Genomic DNA, 25,813 nt, shown 5'->3' with positions numbered 1-25,813 from the left:
GGGCTGAGCCTGCGCTTGCGCGCCATCCCTCTCGACAAGAGCTGAACGCGATCGAAAGCAGGGCGTGCTCAGTTAATGCTGGTTGTTGCGGTAAACCCGCACTGCTTCTGTTCCATCTCGATCTGTTTCGTGATGCGGACGGCGTTCTGTGCGTAGGCCTCCGTCACCGAGCCACTATTCACGGTCTTGTCCTTCAGTGGGCTGACGCCCGCGCAGAGATGGAAAACATGCGGCTCCGTGGACTTCGCGGCTCCGTTTTCGGGCGCGATCCAGTAGACGACATCCTGACCTGCGGGATTTGCCGCGTCCTTCGTCGCCGCAGCCACCGCGGCGGAGTCGGTGGCTATCGCCTGCGCCTGGGCGGCGACGTCGGGCGAACAGGCGGTGGTGGGCTGCCCCGACTTGATCTGGGCTGCGCAGGCGTTCATATCCTGGGTGTATTGTTCGACCGACGAGGGTTTGAAACTGATCCCCATGACAGTCGCGAGCACGGCCAGCGCAGCGCCGAGGCCGCCGGCAACCTTCTTGGTCTGCGGATCCATGTTTTTGTCGGTGAGGATCAGGAAAACCAGCGGGAGGAAGGCTATCAGCGTGATGATTGCGCCGAGCTGGTTTTGGAAGAAGAACCTGGCTGTGTCGGATGCACGGGCCGGATCGTGCCTGTTGGCCGCCTTCCACAGCAAATTGCCGGCGATTGCGAAAATCGCAATGCCGACCAGAAGGCCGATGATCAGCGGCAGGTGTCCCTGGTCGAACCTGTTCTGGCGAAGCAGAATAATCCCGTAGATCTCGCCGCCAATGGCGACGATCCACGACAGTGCGGCGAAAAGGCGAAGACGCGTGGCGGAGGACTTCTGGCCCTGCGTCGCTTGCCAATCCTTGGTAACGTCTGGCTTGTTGTCGGTCATTGACCAGATCCCCTGATATCGACACTTATGCGAGCGGCATTGGACCAGAAGGCCAACCCGCCCTGCGCTGCGTCATTCAACAAACGTCTCCTGCCTCAGCGACGCGGTGAAAATGCGAATACCACATCCATATTGCGCATGATTGGATCCGTCCATACCCACGGAGGCGGACGCCTATGCGGCGATGGCTCCGTTCTTCTTCATCTCCGGCTCGAACTTGACGCTGCCTTCTCGCTTGCCTCGCCGATCAAGACGTTCCCACTCTGGGCAAAGCGCACCTTGCGGCAGCCTGCTCAATCGCGGTTAGTCGATCTGGACCTGATCAGCCCCTGCCCGGCCGTTTGAGAAGCCGCGCTTAAAGTTCGCCGACGATGTCGCGTCGGAAAATGAGCACGCACACCATGAAGATCAGCCCCGTCGCGATGGTCATCGGGAAGCCTGACGTGGCCAGCGTGTTTTCCAGGCCGACGACGAGGCTGGCGCCGATGATCGGGCCGACCATGGTGCCGATGCCGCCGAGAAGCGTCATCAGGATCACCTCGCCCGACATCTGCCAGGTGACGTCGGTGAGGGTGGCGAACTGGAAGACGATCGCCTTGAGGGAGCCCGGCCAGCGGCGGCCGTCCCTCAGCCCTCGGCGGCGACGAGATGGCCGTCGCCGACGTCGCTCAGCGCCAGTTTCAGCGGCGCCTCGCCGATCCGGCGCGTCGCGCTGGGGATTTCCTGATCGAGGCGGGCGAAACGGTTTCTGCGCCGCGCGGGATCGGGCACCGGCACGGCTTCGATCAGCCTTTTGGTGTAGGGGTGGCGCGGGTTTGAAAAAACCTGGTCGCGCGAGCCCATCTCGACGATCTGGCCGAGATACATGACGGCGACACGGTCGGAGATGTTCTCGACCACGGCCATGTCGTGCGAGATGAAGAGATAGGCGACACCGAATTCGCGCTGCAGTTCCTTCAACAGGTCGAGCACGCGCGCCTGCACCGAGACGTCGAGCGCGGAGACGCTTTCATCGGCGATGATCAGTTTTGGCCTGAGCGCCAGCGCACGCGCGATGCAGACACGCTGGCGCTGGCCGCCGGAGAACTCGTGCGGATAGAGCTCCATCTGATCCGATGATAGGCCGACACGATCGAACAAGGCCGCGACCCGCTCGCGGCGCTCTTCCTTCGAGGCGATGCCGTGGATGACCAGCGGCTCGGCGACGAGGTCGCCGACGCGCATGCGCGGGTCGAGCGAAGCAAACGGATCCTGAAAGATCATCTGCACGTCGCGGCGCACCGCCTTGCGCTCGTCGCGGCCGAGGCCGGACAGGTTGCGGCCGCCGACGACAATATCGCCGCTATACGGCACCAGCCCGGCCAGCGCCTTGGCGGTGGTCGACTTGCCGCAGCCTGATTCGCCGACCAGCGCCAGCGTCTCGTTGGGCGCGATCGAGAAGCTGACGCCCTCGACGGCATGGACGCGCCGGGTGACCCGACCGAAGACGCCGCCGCGCAGGTCGAAGCGGACATGGAGGTCTTTCACATCGGCGACATTGGCCGGCATTGCGGCTTCGGCAATCTCTTTCGACGCCTGCCGACCGACGCCACTGCCGATACGCGGCACGGCGGCGAGCAGCTCGCGCGTATAATCGGCTTGCGGGTGAGCGAAAATGTCAGATGTCTTGCCTTCCTCGACCATGCTTCCATGCCGCATGATGATGACGCGGTCGGCCATCTCGGCGACCACGCCCATGTCGTGGGTGATCAGGATGACGCTGGTGCCATGCTGCCGTTGCAGGTCCCGCAGCAGCTCCAGCACCTCGCCCTGCACGGTGACGTCGAGCGCCGTCGTCGGCTCGTCGGCGATCAGCACGTCGGGCTCCAGCGCCAGTGCCATGGCGATCATCACCCGCTGGCGCATGCCGCCGGAGAGCTCATGCGGAAACTGTTTTAGCCGGCTTTCGGCTTCCGAAATGCGCACCGCCTTCAGCGCCTCGATGGCACGCTGGCGGGCCTGCGCAGGCGTCAGGCTGGTGTGCGCCTCGATGGATTCGGTGAGCTGGCGACCGATCGACAGCACCGGATTGAGCGATGTCATCGGCTCCTGGAAGATCATGGCGATACGGTCGCCGCGGATACGGCGCATGCGGCGTTCGTCAAGCGTGGTCAGCTCGGTGTCGGCCAAACGGATGGTGCCGGCGGAGATGCGCGCGGCGGGCTGCGGCAGCAGCTGCATGATGGCAAGCGCGGTCATGGACTTGCCGGAGCCGGACTCGCCGGCGATGCAGAGCGTTTCGCCGCGCTCGAGCGTCAGGGAGAGGTTGGAGACGACCTCGCGGGAGCCCTCCTCGCCGCGCACGGAGACGGAGAGGTTGGCGATGGTGAGGATGGGGTTGGTGGTGGTCATTGGAGGCGCAGGCTTCCGAGAGGTTTAGCGCGGCACGCCCCCCTCTGTCCTGCCGGACATCTCCCCCTCGAGGGGGGAGATTGAACGGCACGCAGGGCTTCGCCAATTTCCAACGCTGCAATGGGGGAAGCCGGCATGAATGACAGCCAATCTCCCTCCTTGAGGGGGAGATGCCCGGCAGGGCAGAGGGGGGTGCGGCGCCGACCCCTCATTCAAACACGCAACGCGGAAAATAGAACGACACCACCCAGTTGGGCATGTCGACGATCTCACTGATGCGGAGATCGCCGCAGACCGAGGCCAGCATGTAGGCCTCGACGGGATCTATTTTGTAGCGGCCCGCCAACAGGTCGACCATCTGGGCCACCGCTTCCTTCGCGCCCGTCATCAAGTCGGGGCCTATGCCGGTCGTCACCTCATAGCCCTTGGCGTCGAGATGGCGCGTCACCGGGCCAGATGTGGTGAAGCGCGGCGTCTTCAGCCGCGCATCTTTCACCAAATCGAGCTTGAGCACGACGTCCATCGGGCTTTCGATCGCGGTGCCGCAAACCTCGCCGTCGCCTTGCGCGGCATGGGTGTCGCCGACCGAGAACAGCGCGCCCGCCACTTCCACCGGCAGATAGAGCGTGGTGCCGGCGGCAAGGTCGCGAATGTCGAGATTGCCGCCGACGCGACGTGGCGGCACCACGGAGTGATGGCCCATCTCGGCCAGCGCATTGCCGATGGTGCCGGCAAAGGGCTTCAGCGGCACGCGGGCGTTCTTGCCGAACAATGCGGGCTCCAGTGAAGCCGCATCGTATTTCCAGATGTTCAGCGCCGGCTCCTTGAAGTCGTCCGCGAGCAGGCCGAAGCCCGGAATGTTCGCCGTCCAGCCGAAGCCGGACGGTTTGAACATCTCGATCGTCACCTTCAGCGCATCGCCGGGCTCGGCACCCTCGACGAAGATCGGTCCGGTAACCGGATTGATCCCCGCGAAGTCGAGCTTGGCAATGTCGGCGGCGGTGCTATCGGGCCTCAGCTGGCCACCGCCGGCATCGAGGCACTGGAACTCGATGGTGGAGCCGGGCGCCACGCGCTGCGCCGGGACAAACGAATTGTCCCAGCCGAAATGGTGGTGGCGCCCGTGGATGGTGTAGTCGCAGTTATTGCACATCTTTTACGTACACATTGTCGTAGTTGATCGGAACGTGGACCGGGTCGACATAGAGGTTGTCGGCGCCTCCCATGCGGGCCGATTTCATGGTGAATCGCTGCTCGTTGAAGACCGGCGCCCAGGGCGCGTCCGCCATGATCTTCGCGTAGATGTCGCTCCACATCTTGCTGCGCTCCCCGGCCTTCGCAGGGTCGACAATCGAGTCGGCCTCGGCCGCCTTGGCGTCGAGGTCCTTGTTGCAATACCACGACCAGTTCCAGCCGCCCGGCACGGCACCGGCGCAGCCCAGGATTGGACCGTAGAAGTTCGACGGATCGGGGAAGTCGGCGATCCAGCCCATGCCGCCCGACCAGATCATCGGCGCGCCGGCCTTGTCGCCGCCGGCGGCGATGACGTTGGCCTGCGCCAGCGACTGGATGCTGGCCTTGATGCCGATTGCCGCAAGGTCCTGCTGGATCGCCTGGGCGATGCGTGGGTTGGGGTCGGTGTTCATGGCGAACAGTTGCGTCTCGAAACCATCGGGGTGGCCGGCCTCGGCAAGCAGCGCCTTGGCCTTGGCGACGTCGTAGGGATAACCCTTGTAGGCCCTGTCGTAGCCCGGCATCGATGGCGGCAGAGGCTGGTTGGCCGGCACGGCGCGGCCGTTGATGATCTGGATGATGCGCGCCTTGTTGAGCGCCATGTTGACGGCCTGGCGCACCTTCACATTGTCGAACGGCGCCATGGTGGTGTTCATGGTGACATAGCCGGTGTGCAGCTGGCCGCCCTCGACCACGCGCGCCTTCTGCTCGGGATCGGCCATCACCTCCTGGAATTTTGCCGGAGGAATGCCGTCGAGCGGCAGGTCGATCTCACCTTTCTGCAGGCGCAGCAAAGCCACGATCGGCTCCTGGCCAACCTCGAAGGTGATCTTGTCGAGATGCGGCAGGCCTTTGTGCCAATAGTCCGGATTGCGTTCGAAGACGATGCGCTGGCCGAGCGTCCACTCGGCGAGTTTGAACGCCCCGGTGCCGACCGGATGCTTGCCGAAATCGGCGCCATATTTTTCGACCTCTTCCTTCGGCACGACATGCGAGAAGTTGATGGCCATGACATGCAGGAAGGTGGCATCGGGGCGGGTCAGCTCGAACTTGACCGTGTAGGGGTCGACGACGGTGACGCCGGAGAGGCCCTCGGCCTTGCCCGCAGCGACGTCGTCATAACCCTTGATCGAGCCGAAGAAGCCGGCGCCGGGGCTCTGCGTCTTGGGGTTGGTGACGCGGTCGAGCGAATATTTGACGTCGTCGGCCGTCATCTCGCGGCCATTGTGGAATTTCACGCCATGGCGCAGCTTGAAGGTGAAGGTCTTGCCGTCGGGTGAAATCTCGTAGCTCTCGGCGAGGTCGGGCTTGAGGTTGGTGGTGCCGGGCTCGTAATCCATAAGTCCGTCGAACAGGCTCTTGATCATCGACCAGTTCTGCCAGTCATAGCCGATCGCCGGATCGAGCGTCGTGACATCGTCCTTGTATGTGGCGATGATTTCGCCGCCCTGCCTGGCGTTGGGGTCGATCGTGTCCTCGGCGCGGGCGCTGGTCATGCCGAGCATCAGCGCCAAGGCCGATGCGGCGACGGTCGATGCGAGAAACTTCTTCATTGTCGTGTTCCCTTTCTCTGTTTGTTTTCTGGTTTCATCCGGGCGCTCATCTCAGTTTGATACGGGGGTCGATGAACGGCGCGATGATGTCGGCCAAGAGGTTGCCGAGCACGATGGCGAAGGCCGAAACCAGCGTGACGCCCATGATGATCGGAATGTCGACGCGCTGGATGGCCTGCCACGCCAGCTGGCCGATGCCTGGCCAGCCGAACACGCTTTCGACGACGACGATGCCGCCCATGAAGATGCCGATGTCGATGCCGATCATGGCGATGACCGGCAGGATGGCGTTGGGCAGCGCGTGGCGGAAAATGATGGCGCCGCGCGCCAGCCCTTTCGCACGCGCGGTGCGCACGTAATCCTGGCGCAGCACGTCGATCATCGACGAGCGCATCATACGCGCATACCAGCCGGCGCCGAGAATGCCCATGGTGAGCGAGGGCAGCACGAGATGGCGCCAGGTGCCGTAGCCACCGATCGGAAACCAGCTCAGCCTGACCGCAAAGACGTAGAGCAGCAAAAGGCCGACGACGAATTGCGGCGCCGAGACGCCGACGAAGGAGGCGACCATCAAGGTCTGGTCGGTGGCGGTGCCGCGCTTGACGGCGGCGATCAGGCCCATCGAGAGCCCGATCAGCAATTCGCACAGGATGGCGCCGACCATCAGAAGCAGGCTGGCCGGTAGCCGCGAGACGATCAGCTCGGTAACCTCGGAGCGCTGGATGTAGGAGCGCCCGAGATCGCCGCCGACGAGCTTGACCAGATAGTGCCAGTACTGGACGACGAAGGGCTGGTCGAGGCCGAGCTGCTGGCGGATGTTCTCCACCGTCTGCGGCGTGGCGCTGCGGCCGGCGATCTGGCGCACCGGATCGGCGGGCAGGAGATAGAGCAGCGCGAAGGTGATCAGCGAGACGCCGAGCAGGATGAGCAGCGACTGGATCAGTCGGCGGCCGAGATAGGCGATCATGACCGGCCTCCCATTATTCCCGGTCCCCCATTATTCCCGGCCCCTTTGCGTCGGGTCGAGGATGTCGCGCAGCGCGTCGCCGATCAGGTTGAAGGCCAGCGCCAGCGCCAGGATCGCGGCGCCGGGAAAAAACACCAGCCAGGGTGCGGCCTGGAAATAGGTCTGGTTCTCGAAGATGATGTTGCCCCACGATGCCGTCGGCGGCTGCACGCCGATACCGAGGAAGGAAAGCGTCGCCTCCAGCAGCACCGTGGTCGAGATGCCGAGCGTGCCCCAGACGATGATGGTGGGCAGGAGATGCGGCAGGATGTGGCGAAACAGGATGCGCGGTGCGCTCGCGCCGATGGTGCGCTCGGCGTCGATGAACTCGCGTTCGGCGAGCGAGGAGGTTTCGGTGTAGATGACGCGCGCGGTCTGCACCCAGTTGACCAGGGCGATGACCATGGCGACGATCCACAGGCTGGGCTGGAACACCGCCGCCAGGCAGATGGCCAGCAGCAGCGCCGGGAAGGCCATCATCAGATCGGTGAAACGCATCAGCGCGCTGCCGACCCAGCCGCGGAAATAGCCCGCGCTGACGCCGACAAGCGTGCCTATGAGCAGCGCCACGCCATTGGCGACGATGCCGATGATCAGCGAGGTGCGCGCGCCGTAGAGGATGCGGGTCAGAAGATCGCGCCCGAGCAGGTCGGTGCCCAGCCAGAATTTCGCGGTCGGCGGCAGCGGCGAGCCCTCGATGGTCAGGCCGTCGAACATCTGCTCGTTGGGATCGTAGCCGGTCAGCCACGGCGCCAGGATCGCGCCGGCGACGACGATGGCCACGATGACCAAGCCGAGCAGCGCCAGGCGGCGCTTGATCAGCCGGCGCCAGACGCCGGCGCGCGGCTTGGCCGGCATGCGCCCGGCCGTGAGATCAGGCGCGATGGGACTGGTCATCGCCGCCTTCCTCTTCGGTCTTGGCCTCGTCCGTCATCGCCACGATACGGCGCGCGGCGTCCTCGACGCTGATCTGCCAGCTCATCGCCAGCGAGCGCAGCTGCGCATAGGCGCGGTCGTCGTCGCCGCCTTTCGACAAAGCCGAGACAGCCCGCACGATGGTCTGGCGCTCGGCGACACGCTGGCGCAGCGCGGCGATCTCGCCGGCTAAATGCTTTCGAGCCTCGAAACTCTGGCGCGCGATCAGCAGCGCGCTGTAGACGCCGGCATTGCCGACCGGCTTCAGGAGCTGGGCATCGGCCTTGTGCGACAGCGCCCATTCGATGCGGCCGGGCGCTTCGGAACCGATCAGCGCCACCAGCGGCATCGGCGCCTCGCCCGGCTTCCAGGGGAATTGCTCGTCGAAGCCGAGATCGGCGTCGAAGAAGACGAAGTCGGCGGCCAGCGCCTCCGGCGCCAGTTCCGGCCAGCAGTCCACGGTGACAAGCCCGATGGCCGACAATTGCCTGGTGATCGCCTGCACCGTCGGGTGCGGGCGATGCAGGACAAAGGCCCTGGCGCCGCCGAGATTGGGGATGCGCGGGGTTCGGGTCACGACACCACCCTGAGGCGTGGCCGGCCGAATGTCTTTGCCGGGTCGTAGCGCGACAGATACGGGTCCGGCGCGACCTCGTCCTCGCGGCTGACGACTTCGAAGAAGCCATCCGCGATCCGCCCGATGATGACAGGCAGCGTCGCGTGCTGGGAATGGGCGTCGATGGCGATCGGGCCGAGGCGGGTGGAAAAGCGCCGTTCGGCGAAGGCCTTGGAAAATTCCGCCGGGCCGGCGTCGGGATCGCGCGACAGCACGTCGGCCATCACCTGCACCGAGGCATAGGCGGAGGCCTCGAAGGACGAGGCGAAGGCGGCCGGCCTTGGCGCGAAATAGGGCCCGACCGACAGATGGCCCTTGCCGGTCTCGCCGATCGCCGGCAGTTCACCCTCGGTGAGGTTGCAGGAGATCACCGGGCAGTTTTGCGAACTGAAGGCGGGATCCTCGACGCCCAGGTCGCGATAGGCCGCCAGGAAGGCATAGGACGAGGTGCCGATCAGATTGTTGAGGATGAAGTTCGGCCGCGTCGCCCGGATTTCGGCGATCAGCCGCGACACGTCGGTCTCGCCGATGCGCAGATAGCGCTCGCCCAAGACCTTGCCGCCGGCGTCCGCGATCAGGTCGCGCGCGACGCGGTTCATCTCCCAGCCCCAGATGTAGTTCGAGCCGAGCAGAAAACCGTTGGCGCCGAAGCGCGGCACGACATGAGCCAGCAGCGGCACCAGGTGCTGGTTGGGGCAGGCGTGCATGTAGACGACATGCTCGTTGGCCTCGAAACCCTCATAGGGGCAAGCATACCAGAGCATGCCGCCGGCCTTCTCAAGCACCGGAATCGTTTCCTTGCGGCTCCAGGAGGTGACGCAGCCGACGACATGGCGGGCGTTGCTGGTTTTGAAAATATCCTCGCACAGCGTCGCGTAGCGATCGGCATTGCTTTGCGGATCGCGCTCGACCGGCACCAGCTCGATGCCTGAACTCCTGTCGGCGTTGATGTCGGCGATGGCGCGCATGGCGCCCATCCGGCACGCGTCGGAAACGAGCTGATAGCTGCCCGAGCGGGAATAGAGGATGCCGATTTCGATGCGCCGTTTCAAACAGGACCCCAGAAATGACAATGCCCCGCAGCCAGCGCCGGAAAGGCGAGGCATACGAGGCATGTTTGCCGCCCGGCGATCAGAGCCGGTATTTGGCCTTAGCGTATTCGGTCCGGCGGGTCAGTCAAGCCCTCAACGCCATCCGCGTCAAACAGCGAAGGCCGGCCATCGCCGTTTCCCGCGAAATCCGCTGCCGCTATTTGGCCGCCGGCCTGTGTTGGCGGGCATAGGACACGCAAGCATCCACGGTGCTGACACAAAGCGCGTCGCGCCTGTTTGGCAGATTGTTGTCGCCGGCGTAGGCAACTTCGGCGACGCGGCCGCCGACCATGCGGACCTGCGTGTCGCAATAGCCGCCGGGAGCGACATTGAGGGAGCCACCGAGCGCCGGGACCGGCCCCACCGACAGGGTCGGGACGACGATGCTGAGATTGCCGCGCTGAACGACGCGCTTATAGGTCCAGATCTGGCCGGATCCGCCGGCATCCGCGGTGGCGGTTGGAAACCCCGCGCACATTCGAACGTCGGCTTCGCTGAGGCCGACCATCTCCTTGCGAGCCGCCGCCGCCGTGGGATCAACCTTGGCGATGCGCGACGTGTCGTCGGGAACGACGCAGGAAGACTGGACGGCGACGATGAGACCAGAAAGGGCAAGCTTTCGAATACAGGAAAATGTCATACCGATTGTTGAGATCGCGTGGCGCCCCGGCCGCTCTCCCTACCTAGGCATGCAGGCCGCCGGATCAACCCGCGCACCTTCACGAAAAGGTGGCCGTGGCTGCATCGGGGAAGAATGCTGGCTTCAGGCACAATCAATCAGCGTAAGGATCACTGACCCCGCAATTGCCTCCGCCGCCACGCGGCCGGCGCCTCGCCGGTACGCTCGCGGAAGAAGCGGGAGAAATAGGCCGGATCGTCGAAGCCGATTTCGTAGGCGATGTCCTCGACCGTGCGCACGGTGAACAGCAGCAGCCGCTTGGCTTCCAGCAACCGGCGCTCGCCGACCACCCGCTTGACGCCGCTGCCCAGCACCGCGTGGGCGGCCTTGTCGAGCAAATGCGGCGTCGTGGCGAGGGCCTCGACGTAGCGGTCGACCGGCCAGTTGTCGCGGAAATGCGCATCGACGAGCCTCCGCAGCCCCCTCGCCAGTGAGGTGTCGGAAGAGCCCCGGGCATCCGTCGCCTCAGGAGCGAGCCTCGCGATTTGGGAGAGCGCGACAGCGATCAGCGCCGGCAGCACCTTGTCGCTGCCGCCCTGCGCCTCGGCGTATTCGGCGGCGATCATGTCCAGCACCGTTGCCAGCCTTTGCCATGCGGCGTGCTGGGGCAGGGCGTCGGTGAAGACCGGCCGGTCGAGCGGCAGCAGGCTGTGGCCAGCAAGCGTGGCGAGCGCATCGTCGGCGACCGAGACGACGATGGCGTCGGTACCTGGCCCGATCGAAAAACCATGCACGATAGTGCTTGGCACGAAGCTGACGGCCGGCGCCGAAAAGTCCCAGGAGCGATCCTCGATGCGGTAGGTGCCGGAACCGCCGGTCCAGTAGGTGATCTGGCCCATCTGCGGGTGCTTGTGCGCGGCAACCTGGCCAAGGTGAATGTTGCTGCGGGCAAGCACCGTCTCGACATGCAGGAAGCCAACATCGAGCGGCCGCACCGGCTCGCCATAGACGAAGAAATCGGGGATGGAATTCTGGCTCATGGCGCCGGAAAAAGTCCAATCGGTTTTGCCGTTCCGTCCATACCCGATCGCCAGCGGCGGCGCTAGGGTGTGCGACACCAAGTGGAGGAGCATCATGCGGTCGGAAGATTTTCGCGCGGACAAAGCGCGCCCGTTCACGGGGGCGGAGTATCTGGAGAGCCTGCGCGACGGGCGCGAGGTCTATATCAATGGCGAGCGCATAGCAGACGTCACCACCCATCCGGCGATGCGCAATTCGGCGCGGTCGCTGGCGCGGCTCTACGATGCGCTGCATGACGGCAAGCGTCGAGAGACGCTGACCTCTGCGACCGACACCGGGTCGGGTGGCTATACCCACAAATATTTCCGCGTCGCCAAATCCTCCGGCGAACTCGCGGCCCAGCAGACGGCGATCGCCGAGTGGTCACGCATGTCCTATGGCTGGATGGGGCGCACGCCCGACTACAAGGCGGCGCTGATGAACACGCTCGGCGCCAATGCCGACTGGTACGGACCGTTCAAGGACAATGCGCTGTCCTGGCACAAGCGGGCGCAGGAAGCCGTGCTGTTCATGAACCACGCGATCGTCAACCCGCCGATCGACCGCCACAAACCGGCCGAACAGGTGAAGGACGTCTTCGTCCACATCACTGGGGAAACTGATGCCGGCATCTATGTTTCCGGCGCCAAGGTGGTGGCGACGTCCTCAGCGCTGACGCACTACAATTTCCTGGCGCAGGGCTCGGCGACGGTGACCGAGGATCCGTCGCTGTCGGTGATGTTCATCGTGCCGATGAACGCGCCGGGGATAAAGATGTTCTGCCGCGTCTCCTATGAGCAGACGGCCAACACGGTCGGCGCGCCCTTCGACTATCCCTTGTCGTCGCGCTTCGACGAGAACGACGCCATCCTCGTGCTCGACAATGTCTTCATCCCCTGGGAGGACGTGCTGGTGCTGCGCGACGCGCAAAAGATCCTGTCGTTCCACCCGGCATCCGGCTTCATGCACGGTTACTGCTTCCAGGGCTGCACCCGTTTTGCCGTGAAGCTCGACTTCCTCGCCGGCCTGCTGGCCAAGGCGCTGCGCGCCACCGGCGGCGACGCGTTTCGCGGCAACCAGGCAGCGCTTGGCGAGGTCATTGCGCTGCGCCACATGTTCTGGAGTTTCTCCAATGCCATGGCCCACAACCCGATCCCGTGGGCGAACGGCGCGGTGCTGCCCAATCTCGATGCCGCGCTGGCTTACCGCACCTTCATGTCGGAGGCCTATCCGCGTGTCATCGACACGGTGCGCCGTGTGATCGCATCCGGCCTGATCTATTTGCCGTCGTCGGTGCGCGATTTCAACAATCCCGAGATCGACAAATATCTGGCGCAATATGTGCGCGGCTCCAACGACATGGGCCACATCGAGCGCATCAAGATCATGAAGCTGTTGTGGGACGCGACCGGCACCGAGTTCGGCGGCCGCCACGCGCTCTACGAGCTCAACTATGCCGGCGCCCCGGAAGAGGTGCGCCTGCAGGTGCTGAAAGGCGCCGAGCGCGGCGGCCGGCTGAAGGCGATGGAGGAACTCGTCGACACCTGCATGGCCGACTATGACCAGCATGGCTGGACGGGCGACACCTGGTTGCCGCCACTCACTCCAACGGCGGGATGAAGCCTATGGCCGCGCAGATTTCGAAAGCCGATTTCCGCGACGCCATGGCAAGGGTCTGCGCGCCGGTCAACATCATCACCACCGACGGGCCGGCCGGACGCGGCGGCTTCACCGCCACGGCCATGTGCACCGTCTCCGACGAGCCGCCGACGCTGCTTGTGTGCATGAACGGACGGTCGACGCAGGCCGCCATGTTCCTCGCCAACTGGCGCTTCTGCGTCAACGTGCTGACGCATGACCACATGCATCTGGCAGGAAAGTTTGCCGGCGCGACCAGGGACATGGAAGCCCGCTACTCGTCGGCGCGCTGGCAGACGCTGACGTCGGGCACGCCGGCGCTGTCGGACGCGATCGTCAATTTCGACTGCGAGATCGAGACGGTGCACCTCGTCGGCACGCACAATGTCATGATCGGCCGCGTCACCGACGTCAGGCACGGCAGCGGCGGCTCGGCGCTGCTCTATGTCGACCGCAACTACACGCAGCCGACGCGGCTGGGGAGTTTTGGCGGGTGAGGCGAGGCCTTGGGAGCGCGGTACAGGCATTGGAGATCGGCCGCCGCCCTCTCAACCTCGTCATCCCTGGGCGGAGCAGCCGCGAAGCGGCGTCGCGGAGACCCTGGGATCCATTCCGTGACATTAGACGACGAGTGCAGCGGTGCAGAATCTGCACCGTGGGGGCGCTCAGGAGTCCCGGCATGGATCCTAGGGTCTGCGCGACGGAGCTTCGCTCCTGCTTCGCCCTAGGATGACGACACGATGGATGTCGCGGCTAATCGCGAAGGCGTGTTGCTGTCCTGGCGCGATCATGCGAGCCGCCGCGACGAACCGAAAAGCCTCAGCTCTCGCCGTCGATCAGGCTTTCCAGCAAATCAAGCAGCTGCTCCAGCTTTTCATGGCCGAAGCGCTTTTCGATGTCGTCGTAGATGATACGGCGCTCGGGCGAGAGCGCATCGATCAGGGCCGAGCCAGCCGGCGCGATGGTCAACACGACGCGGCGGCCGTCGCCTTCCGCCTTGTTGCGGGTGATGAATTTCCGGCCCTCGAGCGCCTTGATGATGCGGGTCAGGCTCGGCGGCAGCACCGAGGCGCGCTCGGCAAGCTCGGTCGCCTCGACCGGGCCGGCCTCGCTCAGCACGCGCAGAACGCGCCATTGCTGCTCGGTCACGTCATGCGCGGCAAGCATGGGGCGAAACCGCGCCATCACGGCTTCGCGGGCGTGAAGCAATGCCATCGGTAAGGAGCGACGAGTGTTTTCCGGCAGCAAGAAGCAGCGCCCCCAATAAATGCGGTGGTCGGCGAGTCTTGACCCCACATGGACCAACGTCAAACCCCGACCTTTCCATCCCGTATCGTCGCCTCCAGCCCGATGCAAGACTTGACTTTGGGGGTACATCATGTAATTAACGCGTTAACTACAAAATGCAAGAATCCAGGGAACGAAACGCGGTGCCGCACTTCTCCATCGAGTATTCGGCCAATCTCGATGCCAAGGTCGACATGAGTGAATTGTGCGCGCTGGTGTTGCGCACGGTGCTCGACACCGGGCTGTTCGAGACCGGCGCCGTGCGGGTGCGGGCTTTTCGCGCCGACGCCTACGCCATTGCCGATCGCCTGCCGGAAAACGCCTTTCTCGATATGTCGTTTCGCATCGGTAGCGGCCGCGGCGCCGAGGACAAGAAACGCACCGGCGAGGCCGTGTTCACCGCGGTAAGCCAATACCTGGCAACGCTGTTCGAGACCCCGCATTTCGCCTTGTCGCTGGAGATCAGGGAAATCGACCCGGTGTTGAGCTGGAAGAAGAATGCAATCCACCCGCGGCTGCGCGGCAAGTGACGAAAGACCGACATGTCCGATCTCGAAGGCAATCTGAAAAAGGCGCAAGCCTACCTCGCCCGCTTCAAGCGCGATGGCGTGCTGAACCAGATCGGCGGCGAAGCGGTGCCTGCCGCCGACGGCTCGACCTTCGAGACGTTGTCGCCGGTCGATCTCAAGCCACTGGCCAAGGTCGCGCGCGGCGGCATCGCCGACATCGACCGCGCGGCAAAAGCGGCGAAGGCGGCATTTCCGGCCTGGGCCGGCATGCCTGGCGAGGCGCGCAAGAAGCTGCTGCACAAAATAGCCGACGCGATCGAGGCGCGCGCCGAGGAGATTGCCTTCGTCGAATGCATGGACACCGGCCAGGCGCTGAAGTTCATGGCCAAGGCCGCACTGCGCGGCGCCGAAAACTTCCGTTTCTTCGCCGACCGCGCGCCGGAAGCGCGTGATGGCGAAACGCTGCGGACGCCTGGCCAGGTCAACATGACGACGCGGGTGCCGATCGGACCGGTCGGCATCATCACGCCGTGGAACACGCCATTCATGCTGTCGACCTGGAAGATCGCGCCGGCACTGGCCGCCGGCTGCACGGTGGTTCATAAGCCGGCTGAGTTCTCGCCGCTGACGGCGCGGCTGCTGGTCGAGATCGCCGAGGAGGCCGGCCTGCCGAAGGGGGTGTGGAACCTGGTCAACGGCCTCGGCGAACATGCCGGCAAGGCGCTGACCGAGCACCCCGTCATCAAGGCGATCGGTTTCGTCGGCGAAAGCCGCACCGGCTCGATGATCATGAAGCAAGGCGCCGATACGCTGAAGCGCGTGCATTTCGAACTCGGCGGCAAGAACCCGGTGATCGTCTTCGCCGATGCGGATCTGGAGCGCGCGGCGGATGCGGCGGTGTTCATGATCTACTCGCTGAATGGCGAGCGCTGCACATCGTCGTCGCGCCTGCTGGTGGAGGCCTCGGTCTACGACCGGTTCACCGATCTGGTGGCGGAGAAGGCAAAGCGCATCAGAATAGGCCATCCCCTCGATCCGAAAACCGTTGTGGGACCGCTGATCCATCCGGTGCATGAGGAGAAGGTGCTGTCCTATATCGAGATCGGCAAATCGGAGGGCGCGGTGGTCGCCGCCGGCGGTGGCAAGTTCGCAGGCCCGGGCGGTGGCTGTTATGTCAGCCCGACATTGTTCACCGGCGCGACCAACAGGATGCGTATTGCCCAGGAAGAGATTTTCGGGCCGGTGCTGACCGCGATCGCCTTCAAGGACGAGGCGGAGGCGCTGGCATTGGCCAACGACACGCAATATGGCCTCACCGGCTATCTCTGGACATCCGACGTGACCCGCGCCTTCCGCTTCACCGATGCGCTGGATGCCGGCATGATCTGGGTCAATTCGGAGAATGTGCGCCATCTGCCGACGCCGTTCGGCGGCGTCAAGAACTCCGGCATCGGCCGCGACGGCGGCGACCATTCCTTCGATTTCTACATGGAGACGAAGAACGTCGCCTTCGCCACTTCGGCGCACGCAATCCAGAAACTCGGCGGCTGACCGGAGGAAACCAGATGCCCTTGCCCAAGCCCAACCTCTACCCCGCCTTCAACATCGTTCGGCTCAGCCATGTCGAGCTCGCGGTGACCGACCTTGCCCGATCCCGCGCCTTCTATGTCGACACGCTCGGCCTGCAGGTCACCGACGAGACATCGGGCGCCATCTACCTCAGGGCCATGGAGGAGCGCGGCCATCACTGCATCGTGCTGCGCAAGGCAACGACGCCGGAAGCCCGCGATCTCGGTTTCAAGGTTTTTTCCGACGAGGACCTCGACAAGGCAGAGCACTTCTTCAGGGGCAAGGGCCTGCCGGTCGAATGGGTCGAGCGTCCCTACCAGTCGCGCACCTTCCGCACGCGCGACCCGCACGGCATTCCGCTGGAATTCTACGCGACGATGGAGCGGTTGCCGCCGATCCACCAGAAATACGCGCTCTACAAGGGCGTGAAGCCGTTGCGCATCGACCATTTCAACTGCTTCTCGCCCAATGTCGACGAGTCCGTCACCTTCTACAACGAGCTCGGTTTTCGCGTTACCGAATATACGGAAGATGCCTCAAGCGGAAAGCTGTGGGCGGCCTGGACGCATCGCAAGGGCGGCGTCCACGACATCGCCTTCACCAACGGTATCGGCCCGCGCCTGCACCACGTCGCCTTCTGGGTGCCGACGCCGCTCAACATCATCGATCTGCTCGACCTGATGGCGACTACCGGCTACCTGCCGAACATCGAACGCGGCCCCGGCCGCCACGGCATTTCCAATGCGTTCTTCCTCTATGTCCGTGATCCCGACAATCATCGCATCGAGATCTACTGTTCGGACTACCAGACGGTCGATCCCGACCTCGAGCCGATCAAATGGGATTTGAAGGACCCGCAGCGCCAGACGTTGTGGGGCGCGCCGGCACCGAAAAGCTGGTTCGAGGAGGGCAGTGTCTTTGCGGGCGCCACAGTGCGCCAGCCGGATCTGACGGCCTCGCCGATCATCGCGCCGTGAAGGGCTATTAGGAGATGTCGGCGTTCTGTCGCACCCCCCTCTGTCCTGCCGGACATCTCCCCCACTTGGGGGGAGATTGGCTGGCATCCCTGCCTTCGCCAATTTTCAACCCAATTTTCAACGATGCAAGAGAGGCGCCGACGGCGCGGCCGGCTGATCTCCCCCCTTGTGGGGGAGATGTCCGGCAGGACAGAGGGGGGCGCCGTAGAACTCGGCGATTCCGGTCGGCAAATAGAACCGGAGCCGGAGCATGAGCACCCGCCTCGCCACCTTCACCGTCAACGGCAAGACGCGCTATGGCGCCGTCACGAGCAAGGGTGTCGTCGACCTGTCGGCCCGCCACAGCCAATGGCCGACATTGCGCGAGGTCATCGAGGCCGGCGCCCTGCGGCGCCTGGCGGAAGAGGCGGAGGCCTTCGCCCCCGATTTCCCGCTCGACGCCATCACCTACGACATCCCCATTCCCTCCCCGGAAAAAATCATCTGCGTCGGCGTCAACTATCCCGACCGCAACGAGGAGTACAAGGACGGGCAGGCAGCTCCCGCCAACCCCTCGCTGTTCATCCGTTTTCCGCGCTCTTTCGTCGGTCATGGCGCGCCGCTGGTGCGGCCGCCGGAATCACCACAGCTCGACTACGAGGGCGAAATCGTCATCGTCATCGGCAAGCCCGGCCGGCGCATCGCCGAGGCCGATGCGCTGGACCACATCGCCGCCCTGTCGCTGTGCAACGAAGGCACCATCCGCGACTGGGTGCGGCACGCCAAATTCAACGTCACGCAAGGCAAGAACTTCGAGCGCACCGGCTCGATCGGCCCGTGGCTGGTGCCGTTCACGGACGAGGCGCAGATCGCCGACATCGCGCTGACCACCCGCGTCAATGGCGAGGCGCGCCAGCAGGACCGCACCAGCCGGATGATCTTTTCCTTCCGCAAGATCATCAATTACATCTCGACCTTCACCACGCTGGTGCCTGGCGATATCATCGTCACGGGAACGCCGACCGGCGCCGGCGCCCGCTTCGATCCGCCGATCTGGCTGAAACCGGGCGATGTGATCGAGGTCGAGGCCGACGGCATCGGCGTGCTCAGAAACGGCGTCGTCGACGAGGCCGCACAATGACCCCAAGCCAAGTGGAAGAGGCCGCCAACCGGCTGTTCGAAGCCGAGCGTTCGCGCCGCCAGATCCGGCTGCTCAGCCTCGATTTCCCGGAAGCGACGATGGAGGATGCCTATCGCGTCCAGGCGGCGCTGGTGAAGCGCAAGACCGATGCCGGGCTGAAGCCGAAAGGCTGGAAGATCGGCCTGACCTCCAAGGCGATGCAATATGCGCTGGCCATCGACACACCGGATTCGGGCGTGCTCTTCGACGACATGTTCTTCAACGACGGCGCGACCATTGCCGCCGGCCGTTTCATCCAGCCGCGCGTCGAGGCCGAGATCGCCTTCGTCATGAAGGCGCCGCTGAAGGGGCCCGGGATGACCCTCTTCGACGTGCTCAACGCCACCGACTACATCACGCCGGCGTTGGAAATCCTCGATACGCGCATCGAGCGCGTCAATGCCGAGACCAAGAAGGCGCGCACCTTCTTCGACACCATCTCCGACAATGCCGCCAATGCCGGCATCGTCATCGGCGGGCGGCCGCAGCGGCCCGATGAAGCCGACATGCGCTGGATCGGCGCCATCGTCTCGCGCAATGCCGAGGTCGAGGAGACCGGGCTCGGCGCCGGCGTGCTCAACCATCCGGCCATGGGCGTGGCCTGGCTGGCCGACCGGCTCGCCCGCTACGGCCTATCGATCGCGGCCGGCGAAGTGGTGCTGTCGGGTTCCTTCGTGCGGCCCGTGGAGGCACGGCCGGGCGACACGATCGTCGCCGATTTCGGCGGTTCGGGAACGGTCAGCATCCATTTCGCGAAAGGCTGACGGTTCCCCGCCAGCCACACCGCCTCATTTGTCGCGCAAATAGGCCGCAATCACATCGGCGGCGATGTTCGACATGCTCAGGCCGACTTCGCGGGTGATATCGCCCTCGACGCGGCTTTGCACCCAGCCCAGAAACGCGAAGGCCCGCAGCGCGGCGAACAGCGTCAGCGCGGCGACATCCAGCGCGGTCAACTCCCGCTGCTGCCGGTAGCCGTCCAGCAGCGAAGCCTCGATCAGCGGATAGAGCGGCTCCTGGCGGTTCTGATATAGCGCGACGGCGAGGTCGTACATGTGCCAGCCAAAGCCGCAATCATCGAAGTCGATGATGCGCACCCCACTATCATGGATCAGCACGTTCTCGCGCACCAGATCGGCGTGGATGATGCCGAAATTGCGAGCGCTGCGTTCGTGTTCCGCCAGCGCCTTCACCGCCTTTTTCCGCGCCTGGAAAACCAGATCGCGGCGCGCGTCGTCGAGGAAGGGGGAGGTCTCGAAGCGTCCCCAATTCGGGGCCGCGCCGAAGAAGCCGTCGAAGTCCCAGGCATGGCGGGTGAAGCCTGAAGGCGGCGTCCACGTGGCGGTGACATTGTGCATGTGGGCGATGCTTCGCCCGATCTCCCTGAAGACCTGCTCCAACTGTTCCGGCGTATAGTCCAGCGGTACGCCGCGCGCGCCGACGGCGCGGCCCTCGAGCCAGCTCAAGCAATCGACCTGGCGCGGTTGCGTCAAAGCGGCGGTGCCGACGAGCACGAACGGGTCGCCGGCCTGCGTTGCGATCGGAGACGGCGTGGCGACGCCGGCGGCTTGCAGAAAGCCCATCCATTGCAGTTCCCCGCGCAGCGCGGCATCCGTGTGGTAGCCAAGCCGATGCACGCGCATCACGGCCGGCCGGCTATCGGGCAAGTGGATCCGGAAGACGGCATTCTCACGGTATTTCAAGAGCTCCGGCTCGCCGCCGCGAACGCCCCAATGGTCCAGCGCACGTCTGGCAAGGTCGGTGACATCAGCTGCCGTTTCAGGCTCGGCATGCGTCGAGACAGCGTTCACGCCGGCACTCCGCCGACTTCGCCGAGCACCTCATCGAGCGTTTCGATCAGCAGATCGGCATTGGCACGGGAGAAGGGCATTGGCGGGCGTATCTTCAGCACATTGCCGTGAATGCCGGTCTTGCCCATCAGCACGCCACGGTCGCGCATCGCGTTGATGACGCGGCCGGCGATGTCGGGCGCCGGCTCGCGTGTCTTGCGGTCCCGGACCAGTTCGGCCCCGAAGAAAAGGCCGGCGCCCCTGACCTCGCCGATCGATTCATGACGATCGGCCAGTGGCCGCAGCAGGCCGAGCGCATAGGCGCCGACATCGCGCGCATTGGCGATGAGGTTTTCGTCCTCCAGCACATCGAGGACCGCATTGGCCACCGCGCAGGAGACCGGATTGCCGCCGAAGGTGTTGAAGTAGCGGAAGGCGTCGCGGAAGGTCGCCAATATCTCTCGAGTGGTGACGACAGCGGCGACCGGGTGGCCGTTGCCCATCGGTTTGCCCATGGTGACGATGTCGGGGACGAAACCGGCGCGCTGATGGCCCCAGAAATGGCTGCCGGTGCGGCCGAAGCCGGGCTGTACCTCGTCGGCGATCATCAGACCGCCCGCTTCGCGCACCGCCGATACGGCGTCGTCGAAAAAGCCGCTCGGAAGTGCCGGAAAGCCCTCATTGGCGAGCAGGGGGCAGAGGATCATGCCGGAGAGGCCGATGCCGTCCTCGGCCAGCGAGGCGATCGCCGCGCGCACGGCATCGCCGAAGGCCTTGCCATTGGTCATCGCATCGGGATGGCGATAGCTGTCGGGGGCCGGCACCAGCCTGACATGGTGGGCGCGGCCGCCGACCGGCGGCATGCGGGTTGAGAGCTGCGAAACGGCTGTGGTGTTGCCGTGATAGGTGGCGTCGGTGGCGATGATGCCCATCTGGCCGGAGACCGCCTGCGCCATGCGCAGCGCGATGTCGTTGGCCTCGCTGCCGGTGCAGGTCAGGATGGCGGTGGAGAGGCTGGCATCGAAGGTGGCGGTCAGCCGCTCTACATAATCGAGGATCGCGGTGTGGAGATAGCGCGTGTGGGTGTTGAGCAGGCTCGCCTGCCGGCACAGCGCCTCGACCACATGCGGGTGACAATGGCCGACATGGGCGACATTGTTATAGGCGTCGAGATATTTGCGGCCATCGGCGTCGTAGAGCCAGACACCCTCGCCGCGTACAAGATGCACGGGCTCGTCATAGAACAGTTGCGATTTCGCGCCGAGCAGCCGGCCACGCCGGCTAACCAGTGTTTCCCCAGCCTGTTCTTGCCGCGATTGGGCCATCGGTGTACCAAACCTCCGTTGCATGCGTCAGACCTTCGACAGGCCTGCGTCGATCGCCTCACCGATCTTCGCGACATCGGCGGCGCTGATGATGAGCGGTGGCGACAAGATGATGTTGTTACCGGAGACGCGCAGCATGACGCCGGCCTCGTAGGCCCCCTCCGAAACGACAGCCATGGTCTTCTTGTCGGCGGGTTTCTTCGTCGCGCGGTCGGCAACCAGTTCCACCGCCGCCATCAGGCTCTTGTACCTGACATCGCCAACGATCGCGTGCTTCGCTTTCAAACCTTCGAGGACCACCGCCAGTTCTGCGCCGCGCGCGGCCGCGTTTTCGTTGAGGCGAAGCCGTTTGGTCTCGGCGAGTGCGGCCAGTCCCGCCGCGCAACCGACCGGGTGGCCGGAATAGGTGTAGCCATGGCCGATGGCGCCAAAACTGGTCTTGTCGGCCTCGAAGACGTCGGCAACCTTGGCGCCGATCAGCGTGGCGCCGAGCGGGAAATAGCCCGAGGTGATCGCCTTGGCGATGGTCATGAAGTCCGGCTTCACGCCGGTCAGGCGCGAGCCAGCCCAGGCGCCGGTGCGGCCGAAACCGGTGACGACCTCGTCGGCGATCAGCAGGATTTCGTGGCGGTCACAGATCTCGCGCACCAGCGGCATGAAGCTTTCATGTGGAACGATGACGCCGCCCGCACCCAGCACCGGCTCCATGATGAAGGCGGCGATCGTGTCGCCGCCCTGGAAGGCGATCTCGTCCTCCAGCGCCCTGGCGCACAGTTTCGCCAGCCGCGCCGGATCGGCCTCGTCGAACGGGTTGCGGAAGGTCCAGGGTGCGGGAATGTGGAAGACGCCGGGCAGCAGCGGTTCGTAGTTGCGGCGGAAATTGGCGTTGCCATTGACCGAGGCACCGCCGAAATGCGTGCCGTGATAGCCCTTCTTCAGGGCGAGGAACTTCGTGCGGTCGCCCTGGCCGCGGATCTTCCAATATTGCCTCGCCAGCCGCAGCGCCGTCTCGACCGAATCCGATCCACCCGAAGTGAAGAAGGTGCGCACCATGCCTTCCGGCGCGAACCATTCCGCAAGTTCGTAGGCGAGCTCGATCGACGGTCCGGTCGAGGTGCCGCGAAAGCCGGAGTAGTAAGGCAGTGCGCCGAGCTGGTCGGCGATCGCCTGCTTGATCGGGTCGCAGCTGTAGCCGAGATTGACGTTCCACAACCCGCCGACGGCGTCGAGGACGGTGTTGCCGGCGATGTCGGTGACCATGACGCCCTCGCCCTTCATGATCACCTTGGGCGCATTGGCTCGCATCTCGGCCGGATGCGCCATCGGGTGCCAGATCGGCCTGGCATTGGTCTCGGTGAGGAAGTTGATGTCGCGCATCACAAGGCTCCGCAAAAGGTCTCAGGCAGCTGGACGAGGTCGAAATGGCCGAGGGCCTCGGCATAGGAATGGACCGGCCGGGAAACGTCGAAATGAACCGTACGCATGCCGGCGGCACGGCCGCCATCGACATTGCGCTGCTGGTCGTCGACGAAGACACAGGCGGCGGCAGGCAGGCCAAGCGCTTCGGTGACGAAGGCGTATGCTCGCGGATCCGGCTTGAGGATGCCGGTATAGGTGGCGTCGACGATCACGTCGAACAGGTCAAGCAGCGGCAGCCGCCGGCGGAAGCCGGCGCCGTAGAACAGGTCGAGTTCGTTGGACAGGATCGCCAGGCGAAATCCCGCCGCGTGGATGGCGCGAATGGCGCTGATGGCTTCCGGCCGCACCACCTTTTCGGGCTCGGCGCCACGCGCGCGCTGGACGAAGGTTTCCATCGCTTGCCAGTCCTCGCCGACAAGGCGGCCGACCTCCCGAGTGCGGGTGCGCCAATAGTCGCGCTCGCTGATCTCGTCGGCCTGCATGGCACGCCACAGCGGATCGCTGCCGGGATCGAACGGGCCGCGCCACTGCAGCGTTCCCGGCTTCAGGCCCAGCGCCTGTTCGGTCAAGGCATGGGTCTCGAACAGCGTACGGGTGACGACGCCGCCGAAGTCGAGGACCAGCGCCTGTGCGGAAACAGCACTCACGCGGCGACCTCCTTGGCCGGCATGCCGCGCGGGACAATGCCTTCCTCGACCCAGCGGTCGAAGATTTCGAGCGCCTTGGCGACGAAGGTGTCGCTGTTGATGTGAGCGTCGATCTCATGGAACTCGACGCCCGCGGGGATCGCCCTGCGCATCTCATCGACGAAAGCGGCAAGCGCTTCGGGCTCATAGAGCGGCTCGCCCTCGGTGTCCCATTCCTGGATGCCACGGGAAGGCAGGATGAGCGCGGAACGGCCCTTGGCCATGCCGAGCTTCCCGGCGATGGTCCGGGCGACCTCGCGGCGGTCATCCGCATCGACTGTAATCGAGGCAATCAGCCTGTTGTGGGCGTGGAACGGGCGCTCGGAAAATTTAGCCGGCAAATCCTGCCAGGTTGGCAGGTCGACCATGTCGACCGCACCAGGTGCCGCGATCTGCGGAACGCCACGGGCGCCGGCATTCTCCAGCCGGTCGGCGCCGGAGCTGACGACGGAGCCGGCCAGATGGTTGGTGATCTCCTGCAGGCTGAAATCGAACACCGCGCAGAAATGATCCTGGCCGGCGATCGATTCGAAGGCGCGGCCGCCCATGCCGGTGGTGTGGAAGACGGCGACGTCATAGCCGCGCCGTTCCAGCGCCGGCTTCAGCGTCTTCATGTAGCGCAGACAGGAGCTGCCGAGCGAGGTCATGCCGATAGTCGGGCCTTTCGCCGGCGCGGAGGCGCGGGTTTCAAGCATCATCTTCGTCGCGCCGACGACCGCGCCGCAGGCCTGCGACAGGACGAGCTTGCAGATCGAGTTGAGGCCGTAGAGCCCGCCGGCCCAGAGGATCATCATCAGGTCTGGCGCGACCCGCTCGGGCGGGATCAGGTGCGAATAGGCGATGGTCGAGACGACGAATTTCGGCATACCGAGCGGCAGACAAAGCGCTACATCGAGCGCCAGATCGGTTCCCATCGAGCCGCCTATGGCGATGAAGGCGTCGATCTCGCCGTCTTGCTGGAGCTTGCGCGCCAATTGCACGGCGCCGCCCGCCATCAGCGTCATGGCGGTGTTCTCGTCACCGCTGGAGATGATCTCGGCGATGGTCACATCCACGGCGCGGGCGACCGCGTGCTTGTCGTGATCGGGGCTGTAGGGCGGGTCGCCCAGCACGCTGACATCCATCATCACGGCACTGCCGCCCGATGCCTCGATGCATGCTTTCATGAACAGCAGTTCTTCGGCCTTGGTATCGCCGGTGCCGATGACCAGGATGCGGGGTTCGGACATCAGGCCTGCCTCCTCAGCGCTTGCAGATTGTCGCCGTTGAGCCGCATCGAAATCTCGCGCGCCGCGGCCACGGCCGCAAGTCCGCGCTCGGCGATGTCGGCCGCCGTCGTCCTGGCCTTCGGCGCCGCCACGGCGATCGTGCCGAGCGCGAACCCATCCGCCGCCAGGATTGCCGCGGCGACTGATATGACGCCCTCCTCCAGGCCCTGGTCGCAAATCGAATAGCCGCGCTCGCGCGCCTCGCCCATGGAGCGCGCGATGGCGGCCGGTTCGGTCAGTGTATGCGCGGTGAAGGCCTCCAGGGGAGTGGTCAAGCATGCCTTGACGGCCTCGTCCCTGGCGAAGGCCAGATAGACGATGCCGGAGGCGGTAGAATGCAGGGGCAGGAGCTGGCCGATATCGACATTGACCCGGTTTGCCCGCGCCGGATGCTCGACATGGACGGTGACCAGCCGGTCGATGCAATACTCCGACAGATGCACGGTCTCGGCCGTGGCACTTGCCAGATCCCGCACCAGCGGCACCGCGGTCTGCAGGAAGGGAAAGCGGGCCTCGCGGATGCGCGCCAGCCGCGACAGGCCGGCGCCGAGCCGATAGTGCCGTGTGGCGGCATCCTGCTCGACGAGACCGTGGCCGGTCAGCGCCACCAGCAGGCGCCGCGTCGTCGCTTTGTCGAAACCCGACCGGCGCGCGAGGTCCGACAGTCCGAGCTCGGGCTCGGCCACGGTGAACAGCTCCAAGAGTGAAATCGCCTTGCCGACCGTACTCAACGCATTCCTCCCAGCAATGTGCGCCCCATAAGCGGCAATCAATTAACGTGTGAATTAACTTGAC

24 protein-coding genes and 1 pseudogene are annotated in these 25,813 nt (G+C 64.9%); 7 read left to right on the top strand and 18 right to left on the bottom strand.

Going from position 1 to position 25,813, the window contains the following annotated elements; genetic code table 11:
• Positions 1-68: 68 nt before the first annotated feature.
• The 11 genes and pseudogenes from EN804_RS29095 to EN804_RS29040 all read right to left on the bottom strand — a co-directional run bounded on the left by EN804_RS29095 (position 69) and on the right by EN804_RS29040 (position 11,372).
• Positions 69-908, bottom strand: a complete 840-nt coding sequence (locus EN804_RS29095; protein WP_135921855.1) for a hypothetical protein — start codon at positions 906-908, stop codon at positions 69-71.
• Positions 909-1,263: 355 nt separating this feature from the next.
• Positions 1,264-1,509 (bottom strand): annotated as a pseudogene (locus tag EN804_RS29090) (branched-chain amino acid ABC transporter permease); the annotation flags it as partial.
• Positions 1,510-1,535: 26 nt separating this feature from the next.
• Positions 1,536-3,299 carry an ABC transporter ATP-binding protein gene (locus EN804_RS29085; protein WP_135921854.1) on the bottom strand — a complete coding sequence of 588 codons (1,764 nt, stop codon included), beginning with the start codon at positions 3,297-3,299 and terminating at the stop codon, positions 1,536-1,538.
• A 208-nt stretch (positions 3,300-3,507) separates the two neighbouring features.
• Positions 3,508-4,452: an acetamidase/formamidase family protein gene (locus tag EN804_RS29075; protein ID WP_127278046.1), complete on the bottom strand. Its 945-nt coding sequence runs from the start codon at positions 4,450-4,452 to the stop codon at positions 3,508-3,510.
• Complete coding sequence (locus EN804_RS29070) at positions 4,442-6,085, bottom strand: ABC transporter substrate-binding protein (protein WP_135921853.1); 1,644 nt, start codon at positions 6,083-6,085, stop codon at positions 4,442-4,444. The genes EN804_RS29075 and EN804_RS29070 overlap by 11 nt, the downstream gene beginning before the upstream one ends.
• Positions 6,086-6,131: 46 nt before the next feature.
• Complete coding sequence (locus EN804_RS29065) at positions 6,132-7,052, bottom strand: ABC transporter permease (protein ID WP_127278048.1); 921 nt, start codon at positions 7,050-7,052, stop codon at positions 6,132-6,134.
• 30 nt (positions 7,053-7,082) lie between these two features.
• Entirely contained in the window at positions 7,083-7,988 is a 906-nt protein-coding gene (locus tag EN804_RS29060) for an ABC transporter permease (RefSeq protein WP_135921852.1), read from the bottom strand.
• Complete coding sequence (locus tag EN804_RS29055) at positions 7,966-8,583, bottom strand: ANTAR domain-containing protein (protein ID WP_127278050.1); 618 nt, start codon at positions 8,581-8,583, stop codon at positions 7,966-7,968. Before EN804_RS29055 ends, EN804_RS29060 begins: the two co-directional genes overlap by 23 nt.
• Positions 8,580-9,674 (bottom strand): transporter substrate-binding protein, encoded by a 1,095-nt coding sequence (locus tag EN804_RS29050; protein ID WP_135921851.1) that lies wholly within the window; start codon positions 9,672-9,674, stop codon positions 8,580-8,582. Before EN804_RS29050 ends, EN804_RS29055 begins: the two co-directional genes overlap by 4 nt.
• 196 nt (positions 9,675-9,870) lie before the next feature.
• Entirely contained in the window at positions 9,871-10,353 is a 483-nt protein-coding gene (locus EN804_RS29045) for a hypothetical protein (protein WP_135883905.1), read from the bottom strand.
• Positions 10,354-10,502: 149 nt separating this feature from the next.
• Entirely contained in the window at positions 10,503-11,372 is an 870-nt protein-coding gene (locus tag EN804_RS29040; protein WP_135921850.1) for a helix-turn-helix domain-containing protein, read from the bottom strand.
• Between the two features lie 94 nt (positions 11,373-11,466).
• Here EN804_RS29040 and EN804_RS29035 point away from each other — a divergent pair, with 94 nt between their 5' ends.
• Both EN804_RS29035 and EN804_RS29030 read left to right on the top strand, forming a co-directional pair.
• On the top strand, positions 11,467-13,011 hold the full coding sequence (locus tag EN804_RS29035; RefSeq protein WP_135921849.1) for a 4-hydroxyphenylacetate 3-hydroxylase N-terminal domain-containing protein: 1,545 nt from the start codon (positions 11,467-11,469) through the stop codon (positions 13,009-13,011).
• A 5-nt stretch (positions 13,012-13,016) separates the two neighbouring features.
• Complete coding sequence (locus EN804_RS29030) at positions 13,017-13,526, top strand: flavin reductase (RefSeq protein ID WP_135921848.1); 510 nt, start codon at positions 13,017-13,019, stop codon at positions 13,524-13,526.
• A 322-nt stretch (positions 13,527-13,848) separates the two neighbouring features.
• On the opposite strand, the gene hpaR is transcribed toward EN804_RS29030, so the two are convergent.
• Positions 13,849-14,244 (bottom strand): homoprotocatechuate degradation operon regulator HpaR, encoded by a 396-nt coding sequence (hpaR, locus tag EN804_RS29025; RefSeq protein WP_246693499.1) that lies wholly within the window; start codon positions 14,242-14,244, stop codon positions 13,849-13,851.
• A 215-nt stretch (positions 14,245-14,459) separates the two neighbouring features.
• Between hpaR and EN804_RS29020 the strand changes: the two genes are divergently transcribed.
• The 5 genes from EN804_RS29020 (at position 14,460) to hpaH (ending at position 19,294) form a co-directional block, all read left to right on the top strand.
• Positions 14,460-14,846 (top strand): 5-carboxymethyl-2-hydroxymuconate Delta-isomerase, encoded by a 387-nt coding sequence (locus EN804_RS29020; protein WP_135883909.1) that lies wholly within the window; start codon positions 14,460-14,462, stop codon positions 14,844-14,846.
• 12 nt (positions 14,847-14,858) lie between these two features.
• A complete protein-coding gene (gene hpaE, locus EN804_RS29015) occupies positions 14,859-16,376 on the top strand; it encodes a 5-carboxymethyl-2-hydroxymuconate semialdehyde dehydrogenase (protein ID WP_135921846.1) in 1,518 nt (505 codons plus the stop codon).
• Between the two features lie 14 nt (positions 16,377-16,390).
• Positions 16,391-17,371 carry a 3,4-dihydroxyphenylacetate 2,3-dioxygenase gene (hpaD, locus tag EN804_RS29010; protein WP_135921845.1) on the top strand — a complete coding sequence of 327 codons (981 nt, stop codon included), beginning with the start codon at positions 16,391-16,393 and terminating at the stop codon, positions 17,369-17,371.
• 250 nt (positions 17,372-17,621) lie between these two features.
• The gene (locus tag EN804_RS29000; protein ID WP_135921844.1) at positions 17,622-18,491 is read left to right on the top strand and encodes a fumarylacetoacetate hydrolase family protein; all 870 of its coding nucleotides are present in this window, start codon (positions 17,622-17,624) and stop codon (positions 18,489-18,491) included.
• Positions 18,488-19,294: a 2-oxo-hept-4-ene-1,7-dioate hydratase gene (gene hpaH, locus EN804_RS28995; RefSeq protein ID WP_135917544.1), complete on the top strand. Its 807-nt coding sequence runs from the start codon at positions 18,488-18,490 to the stop codon at positions 19,292-19,294. The genes EN804_RS29000 and hpaH overlap by 4 nt, the downstream gene beginning before the upstream one ends.
• Before the next feature lie 24 nt (positions 19,295-19,318).
• On the opposite strand, the gene EN804_RS28990 is transcribed toward hpaH, so the two are convergent.
• The 6 genes from EN804_RS28990 to EN804_RS28965 are packed head-to-tail and all read right to left on the bottom strand — an operon-like array spanning position 19,319 to position 25,749.
• Complete coding sequence (locus EN804_RS28990; RefSeq protein ID WP_135921843.1) at positions 19,319-20,341, bottom strand: phosphotransferase; 1,023 nt, start codon at positions 20,339-20,341, stop codon at positions 19,319-19,321.
• Positions 20,338-21,645 (bottom strand): aminotransferase class III-fold pyridoxal phosphate-dependent enzyme, encoded by a 1,308-nt coding sequence (locus EN804_RS28985; protein WP_135921842.1) that lies wholly within the window; start codon positions 21,643-21,645, stop codon positions 20,338-20,340. Before EN804_RS28985 ends, EN804_RS28990 begins: the two co-directional genes overlap by 4 nt.
• Positions 21,646-21,672: 27 nt before the next feature.
• Positions 21,673-23,022 carry an aminotransferase class III-fold pyridoxal phosphate-dependent enzyme gene (locus EN804_RS28980; RefSeq protein WP_135921841.1) on the bottom strand — a complete coding sequence of 450 codons (1,350 nt, stop codon included), beginning with the start codon at positions 23,020-23,022 and terminating at the stop codon, positions 21,673-21,675.
• Entirely contained in the window at positions 23,022-23,711 is a 690-nt protein-coding gene (locus EN804_RS28975; RefSeq protein ID WP_135921840.1) for an HAD-IA family hydrolase, read from the bottom strand. Before EN804_RS28975 ends, EN804_RS28980 begins: the two co-directional genes overlap by 1 nt.
• A complete protein-coding gene (locus EN804_RS28970; RefSeq protein WP_189524586.1) occupies positions 23,708-24,979 on the bottom strand; it encodes a Tm-1-like ATP-binding domain-containing protein in 1,272 nt (423 codons plus the stop codon). The genes EN804_RS28975 and EN804_RS28970 overlap by 4 nt, the downstream gene beginning before the upstream one ends.
• Positions 24,979-25,749, bottom strand: coding sequence for an IclR family transcriptional regulator (locus tag EN804_RS28965; RefSeq protein ID WP_135921839.1), 771 nt, complete (start codon positions 25,747-25,749; stop codon positions 24,979-24,981). The genes EN804_RS28970 and EN804_RS28965 overlap by 1 nt, the downstream gene beginning before the upstream one ends.
• Positions 25,750-25,813: the final 64 nt, after the last annotated feature.

Source organism: Mesorhizobium sp. M8A.F.Ca.ET.161.01.1.1, assembly GCF_004792105.1.
GTDB lineage: Bacteria > Pseudomonadota > Alphaproteobacteria > Rhizobiales > Rhizobiaceae > Mesorhizobium.
This window is presented reverse-complemented; position numbering and strand designations above follow the sequence as displayed.

Coding starts and splice junctions, on each gene's coding strand:
- EN804_RS29095 (WP_135921855.1), bottom strand. CDS start 908: ATGACCGACAACAAGCCAGACGTTACCAAGGATTGGCAAGCGACGCAG.
- EN804_RS29085 (WP_135921854.1), bottom strand. CDS start 3,299: ATGACCACCACCAACCCCATCCTCACCATCGCCAACCTCTCCGTCTCC.
- EN804_RS29075 (WP_127278046.1), bottom strand. CDS start 4,452: ATGTGCAATAACTGCGACTACACCATCCACGGGCGCCACCACCATTTC.
- EN804_RS29070 (WP_135921853.1), bottom strand. CDS start 6,085: ATGAAGAAGTTTCTCGCATCGACCGTCGCCGCATCGGCCTTGGCGCTG.
- EN804_RS29065 (WP_127278048.1), bottom strand. CDS start 7,052: ATGATCGCCTATCTCGGCCGCCGACTGATCCAGTCGCTGCTCATCCTG.
- EN804_RS29060 (WP_135921852.1), bottom strand. CDS start 7,988: ATGACCAGTCCCATCGCGCCTGATCTCACGGCCGGGCGCATGCCGGCC.
- EN804_RS29045 (WP_135883905.1), bottom strand. CDS start 10,353: ATGACATTTTCCTGTATTCGAAAGCTTGCCCTTTCTGGTCTCATCGTC.
- EN804_RS29040 (WP_135921850.1), bottom strand. CDS start 11,372: ATGAGCCAGAATTCCATCCCCGATTTCTTCGTCTATGGCGAGCCGGTG.
- EN804_RS29035 (WP_135921849.1), top strand. CDS start 11,467: ATGCGGTCGGAAGATTTTCGCGCGGACAAAGCGCGCCCGTTCACGGGG.
- EN804_RS29030 (WP_135921848.1), top strand. CDS start 13,017: ATGGCCGCGCAGATTTCGAAAGCCGATTTCCGCGACGCCATGGCAAGG.
- hpaR (WP_246693499.1), bottom strand. CDS start 14,244: ATGGCATTGCTTCACGCCCGCGAAGCCGTGATGGCGCGGTTTCGCCCC.
- hpaE (WP_135921846.1), top strand. CDS start 14,859: ATGTCCGATCTCGAAGGCAATCTGAAAAAGGCGCAAGCCTACCTCGCC.
- hpaD (WP_135921845.1), top strand. CDS start 16,391: ATGCCCTTGCCCAAGCCCAACCTCTACCCCGCCTTCAACATCGTTCGG.
- EN804_RS29000 (WP_135921844.1), top strand. CDS start 17,622: ATGAGCACCCGCCTCGCCACCTTCACCGTCAACGGCAAGACGCGCTAT.
- hpaH (WP_135917544.1), top strand. CDS start 18,488: ATGACCCCAAGCCAAGTGGAAGAGGCCGCCAACCGGCTGTTCGAAGCC.
- EN804_RS28985 (WP_135921842.1), bottom strand. CDS start 21,645: ATGGCCCAATCGCGGCAAGAACAGGCTGGGGAAACACTGGTTAGCCGG.
- EN804_RS28980 (WP_135921841.1), bottom strand. CDS start 23,022: ATGCGCGACATCAACTTCCTCACCGAGACCAATGCCAGGCCGATCTGG.
- EN804_RS28970 (WP_189524586.1), bottom strand. CDS start 24,979: ATGTCCGAACCCCGCATCCTGGTCATCGGCACCGGCGATACCAAGGCC.